The organism is uncultured Gemella sp. (assembly GCF_963519265.1).
Taxonomy (GTDB): Bacteria; Bacillota; Bacilli; order Staphylococcales; family Gemellaceae; genus Gemella.
In genome coordinates this window covers 1-4,894 of the sequence record NZ_CAUQNQ010000093.1, presented here as the reverse complement: position 1 = coordinate 4,894, position 4,894 = coordinate 1, and the positions used below count along the sequence as shown (strand labels likewise).

The 4,894-nt window shown below is 31.2% G+C and carries 5 protein-coding genes; all 5 read left to right on the top strand.

Annotated features, from left to right (window positions below; translation table 11 throughout):
- Window positions 1–47: 47 nt before the first annotated feature.
- Window positions 48–1,544, top strand: a complete 1,497-nt coding sequence (locus RWN11_RS07175; protein ID WP_314161060.1) for a UDP-N-acetylmuramoyl-L-alanyl-D-glutamate--2,6-diaminopimelate ligase — start codon at window positions 48–50, stop codon at window positions 1,542–1,544.
- A gap of 20 nt (window positions 1,545–1,564) precedes the next feature.
- The gene (locus RWN11_RS07170; protein WP_314161059.1) at window positions 1,565–3,130 is read left to right on the top strand and encodes a peptide chain release factor 3; all 1,566 of its coding nucleotides are present in this window, start codon (window positions 1,565–1,567) and stop codon (window positions 3,128–3,130) included.
- Window positions 3,131–3,310: 180 nt separating this feature from the next.
- The gene (locus RWN11_RS07165; RefSeq protein WP_314161058.1) at window positions 3,311–3,745 is read left to right on the top strand and encodes a GtrA family protein; all 435 of its coding nucleotides are present in this window, start codon (window positions 3,311–3,313) and stop codon (window positions 3,743–3,745) included.
- Entirely contained in the window at window positions 3,745–4,578 is an 834-nt protein-coding gene (locus RWN11_RS07160; RefSeq protein WP_314161056.1) for a Cof-type HAD-IIB family hydrolase, read from the top strand. The genes RWN11_RS07165 and RWN11_RS07160 overlap by 1 nt, the downstream gene beginning before the upstream one ends.
- 137 nt (window positions 4,579–4,715) lie before the next feature.
- A partial coding sequence (locus RWN11_RS07155; protein WP_314161061.1) for a hypothetical protein occupies window positions 4,716–4,894 on the top strand: 179 nt, incomplete at its 3' end.

Here is a 4,894-nt window from a genome sequence, read left to right as displayed (position 1 = left end):
TGCGTGGTATAATTTAGTAGTTAGAAAATAAGAAAAAGGTAGATAGTATGAATATATTAGATATTATTGATAATATAAAAGTAAAAACTATTTATGGAAATTTACCAGAAAGTGTAAACAATATATCTCAAGATTCTAGAAAAGTAGGTGAAGGCGACGTATTTGTCGCTATAAAAGGATATACGGTAGATGGTCATAATTATATAGAAAAGGTAATAGAGCAAGGGGCGGCATTAGTAATAGCGAGTCGTTATGAAAATTACGATGTAGAAAACTGTGCTGTGATTGTTATTAAAGAGCATGAAATTGAAAAAATTGCTAGTATGATTGCTAAGAAAATTAACGAAGGTTCTGATGTACATACTGTTGCTGTAACTGGAACAAACGGTAAGACGAGTATATCAACATTAGTTCATAATATGCTACGTAACTTAGGAGAAAGTAGTGCCTATATAGGCACGAATGGTTTCGGGAAAAATGATGCAGAACCTGTTTACTTCGGTAACACTACTCCTGATGTAATAACATTACATAATCAGATAGGTGAATTACGTCGAGATAATATTAAAAATCTTGCTTTCGAAGCATCATCACACGCTATGGCATTAGGTCGTATTTATAACGTAGATATCGATGTTGCTATATTCACGAACCTAACACATGAACACTTAGATTTTCATGGAGATATGCAGACATATGCCTATGATAAGAGTTTATTATTTTCAACATTAGGAAATAATTTATCAGAAGCAAAATATGGTGTCTTGAATAAAGACGATAGTTACTATAAAATCATTTCAAAATGCTTATATCAACAAGAAATAAATTACTCGATAAAAGATGAAAATGCAGACTTTTATGCTTATAACATAAGGCAATATAAAGAGGGGAAAGTTTATAAAACAAGTTTTACACTAAACTCTCCTGAAGGAACATTTGAATGTACTACTAATTATATCGGAGACTTCATGGTAAGTAATGTCCTTGCAGCTCTTATTGCTGTGTGGATAAAAGGTTATAGTGTTGAACAGCTAGTTGATATTTTACCTAAACTTGGAGCACTATACGGTCGAATGGAAATCTTAGGAGATGACCTACCGATTGATATTATAAGTGACTTTGCACATACTCCAGATGGATATGAAAAATTATTAGAAGCAACTCGTGAGATGAGAAAAGGAAAACGAACTCTTCTTGTAACTGGAATGGGTGGTGGACGTGATATTTCTAAAGGACCATTAATTGGTGAAATTATCTCAGAAGCAGATTATGTTGTTATTACAACTGATAGCCCTCGTGATGAGGACGTAGAAGTACTAATGGAATCTATCGAAAAAGGTATGACTCATAAAAATTATGAAAAAGTATGGTTTAGAACAGATGCTGTTAAACGAATAATTGAACTATCTGAACCTGGAGATGTGGTAATTTTAGCATCAAAAGGACGTGAAGATTATGAAATTCTTCAAGGTGGTAAAAAAGTTTGGCACTCAGATCCAATCGTTGCAGTAGAAGAAGCGAAAAAGAAATTTAATATTAAATAAAAAATTGAAAGGAAAATAACGTGGTAGAAAAAATTAGAGAACAAGTAGAAAAAAGAAGAACATTTGCGATTATCTCTCACCCCGATGCAGGTAAAACTACATTAACGGAGAAATTACTATTATTTGGTGGAGCTATTCGTGAAGCAGGAACAGTAAAAGGTAAGAAAACAGGTAAGTATGCAAAAAGTGACTGGATGGATATTGAGAAACAACGTGGTATCTCGGTAACTTCATCAGTAATGCAACTTGATTATGATAATAAAATTATCAATATCCTAGATACACCAGGACACGAAGACTTTTCAGAAGATACATATCGTACTCTTATGGCAGTAGATAGTGCCGTAATGGTTATTGATGGAGCGAAAGGGATTGAGGCGCAGACATTAAAACTATTCAAAGTATGTCGTATGCGTGGTATTCCAATCTTCACATTCATTAACAAAGTTGACCGTGAAATTAAAGATCCATTAGAATTATTAGCTGAAATTGAAGAAAAATTAGAAATAGAAACATATCCGATGAATCTACCGGTAGGTATGGGGCAAAACTTCTTCGGTATAATGGATAGAAAAAATCATTTTATCGAACCGTTTAAAGAAGATAGTGACTTCGTAGAATTAGATGAAGAGTATAATATCGTAGATGATAATCCGCTTGCTCAAGATACTATGTATCAAAAATGTGTAGAGGACATGATTCTGATAACAGAAGCAGGTGTTGACTATGACTATGATAAACAATTAAAAGGGGAACAAACACCAGTATTCTTTGGATCAGCATTGTCATCATTTGGAGTAGAAAGTTTCTTAAACTATTACGTGGATAATGCACCAACACCAAAAGGTCGTCATGGAGTTAATGAAGAAGATATCCAACCAACAGGTGAAGACTTCTCAGGATTTATCTTCAAAATCCAAGCCAATATGGACCCTAAACACCGTGACAGAATTGCATTCTTACGAGTGTGTTCAGGTGAGTTCAATCGTGGTATGGATGTAAACTTAGCAAGAACTGGGAAAAAATTAAAAATTTCACGTTCAACTAACTTCATGGCAGATGATAAAGCTACTGTAGATGTTGCTTATGCAGGGGATATTATAGGTCTTTACGATAGTGGAAACTATCAAATCGGTGATACACTTTATCAAAATAAAAAAGTTGAATTTGAAGCACTTCCTTCGTTTACACCGGAAATTTTCGTAAAAGTTTCTGCGAAAAACGTATTGAAACAAAAACACTTCCACAAAGGTGTTGAGCAACTTGTACAAGAAGGAGCCATTCAATACTATAAAACATTACATACGAACCAAATTATCTTAGGAGCAGTAGGTCAGCTGCAATTTGAAGTATTCGAGCATCGTATGAAAAATGAATACAATACAGAAGTAATCATGGAACGTATCGGACAAAAAACTACTCGTTGGATTGAAAATGAAGATTCAATTAATGAGAATATGTCAAGTTCAAGAAGTATCTTAGTTAAAGATTTATATGATAACTATGTATTCTTATTCGAAAATGATTTCGCGATGAACTGGTTCAGCGATAAATATCCAGAAGTAAAACTGTTTAGTAAACTTTAATATAAAAAGAGTATCTCAATCATTTCTTGAGATGCTCTTTAATTTTTTAAATTATATCGATGTATTAGTTAAACAAAAAATGTTGTTTAGTTATGATAGTTTTATATGTAAAAATTTGAAAAAAAATCCTTATAGGTATATAATTAAGTGTTGGCAAAATTTTATTATAAAGAGGATAGCATGAGAAATTTAATAAAGAAAATGCTGGATCTTTACAAAGAACCCAGATACAAAAGTATAGTTAATTACATATTCTTTGGAGTTTGTACAACTTTAGTAAATGTTGTTACATATTTTATTTTGTATTACTATGGGATGGAAGTTAGACCAGCGAATTTAATATCTATAACATTATCGATTTTATTTGCATATTTTGTTAATGCTAAGTACGTATTTGATTCAAAGGCAGTAGGATTTAAGAAGGTATTTTATGAACTTAGTAAATTCTTTACAGCTAGATTATCTACGCTTGTTATAGAAGTATTTGGAGTAGAATTATTCATTTACTTAGGAATGAATGCCTATCTAAGTAAATTTATTATTCAATTCGTAGTACTTGTTGCTAATTATGTTATTAGTAAATTTTTAGTTTTCACAAAGGAGAAAAATAACTAATGAAATGGTTTATTACTGATATGGATGGAACTTTTTTAAATGATAAAAAAGAAGTTGCACCAAATGCGAAAGATGTGATAGTAAAACTGCAAGATAAAGGAAGTAAATTCATAATTGCCACGGGAAGACCTGATATTGCGGTTAAGCATTATTATTACAACTTAGGGATGAACGATGTAGTTATTTCTAATAATGGAAGTTTAATTAGAAATCTATCAACAGGTGAAATAGTTTATCAAAAGAGTTTTAAAATAGAAGAAATTGAAAAAATTTATAACATGTTTAAAGAACTAAATGATGATGAGATAGAATTTCACGTGTATACATTAAATTATATTTATTGTAACCATTTGTCATTTAGTATGGCTAGAATGAAGAAACTTGAAGCGGATATGCCAGAGGAACTGAAAACGCCAATGTATATTCATGATGACATTATAGGTGAAATCAAAAAGAATAATGAAGATTGTCAAAAAATTATGATGATTGCCAAAAATCATGATAAAGTAGTGGATTTCTTTAACAAGGTGAGTGAAGTTCTAGAAGTAGATGGAACATTCTCGGCGACTGATTTCTTCGACATTATGCCCAAAGGATGTAATAAAGGAACAGCAATTGAAAAACTAGCTGAATATTACAATTCTCCAATCGAAGACTGTGTAGTATTTGGTGATAATTTTAACGACAAAGAAATGTTTGATGTAGCAGGCTGGAGTGTTTGTCCAAATAATGCTAAAGAAGAAATTCAAAATATGTGTGATGAAGTTATCGGAAACAATAATGATTTTTCTGTTATTAAATATGTAGAAGATTATTATAAAAAAATTAAATAAATACTTGATAACTTAGCGAAAATTTGATAAATTAGAAGATAGCGTATTAATTACCTATATAGCGATTTACATATAAATAATTTTATATTTGATTACTATAAATTGTACAATGAAAAATAAAATAAAGGAGAACTTTCATGAGAGGAAGAAGAAATGAGAAGAAAAAGTTCAGTAGAATTATTGCTTTCTTATCATTAGTTGTTATTATTCTTACGTCAATAGGGTTAACATCAAAATCTAATGCTGAAAAAGTAAATCTTGGACTGGATCTTCAAGGAGGATTTGAGGTACTATACCAAGTAGAACCTCTTAAAGA